General features: G+C 66.7%; 1 protein-coding gene. It reads left to right on the top strand.

Going from position 1 to position 925, the window contains the following annotated elements:
- Nucleotides 1-264: 264 nt before the first annotated feature.
- The coding region (locus BGIM_RS58895) for a glycosyltransferase family 2 protein (RefSeq protein ID WP_162136324.1) at nucleotides 265-925 on the top strand (661 nt) is incomplete at its 3' end.

Here is a 925-nt window from a genome sequence, read left to right as displayed (position 1 = left end):
CGCCCTTGCCGAACAACCCGCCTTCGTTCCGGCCCGGCTGGGACTGGCCGAACTTTACGACCGGCAGGGCCGCTGGCCCGAATGGAACCAGCAAGTCGATTCGCTGGCGGCGGGCGGTGAGGAGGGGGAATCCGTCGCCCGGAAACTTCGCGACCAGGTCCGGCGTCCCCCGGCCTGACCGCGGACACGATGTCACGCGGCCGGAGGGAGATGTTTGTCAAACGGGTTGTCGATCTTGGTCAGAGGCAACGGGAAAAGTCATTCATGTCATCAAGCCCCGCTATTTCCATCATCATGCCGGTCCACAACGGAGCCGGGTTGCTCGGCCGGGCGGTCGATTCCATTGTCCGGCAGACTTTCGCCGACTGGGAATTGCTGGCCGTTGACGACGGATCGACCGATGATTCGGCCGCCCGGCTGGAGGAACGGGCCGCCGCCGACCATCGGATCCGGGTGTTCCGGCATCCGGTCAACCGCGGCCAGTCGGCCGCCCGCAACACGGCGATCAATAACTCCCGCGGACATCTGATCGCCTATCTCGACCACGACGACGAATTCTATCCCGATCATCTGGCCCGTGCCTGGGAATACCGGGAGCGCGGCGACGTGCTGGTGTTCCGGTACGACCAGATCGATGACAGGCCCGGAAGCCCCGGGTTTGGGAAGACCGCCCGGTATGACCCGTCCACCCGGCATGAGCGGATCTTCGCGGAGACGATCACGACCGCGCTGGGAGTGGTCCACCGGAGGGAGTTGTTCGGACGGGCCGGACGGTTCGATGAAACGATCGGACGCCACCGGGGGGAAGACGAGGACGGCGACCTATGGCGGCGGTTCGCCCGGGCGGGGGCGACCTTCGCCTTCGTGCCGGCGGCCAGCGGACGATATCACGTCCGGGCCGACAGCCTGTCCCGCACGCGGCCCG

Source organism: Zavarzinella formosa DSM 19928, from assembly GCF_000255705.1.
GTDB classification, from domain to species: domain Bacteria; phylum Planctomycetota; class Planctomycetia; order Gemmatales; family Gemmataceae; genus Zavarzinella; species Zavarzinella formosa.
This window is presented reverse-complemented; position numbering and strand designations above follow the sequence as displayed.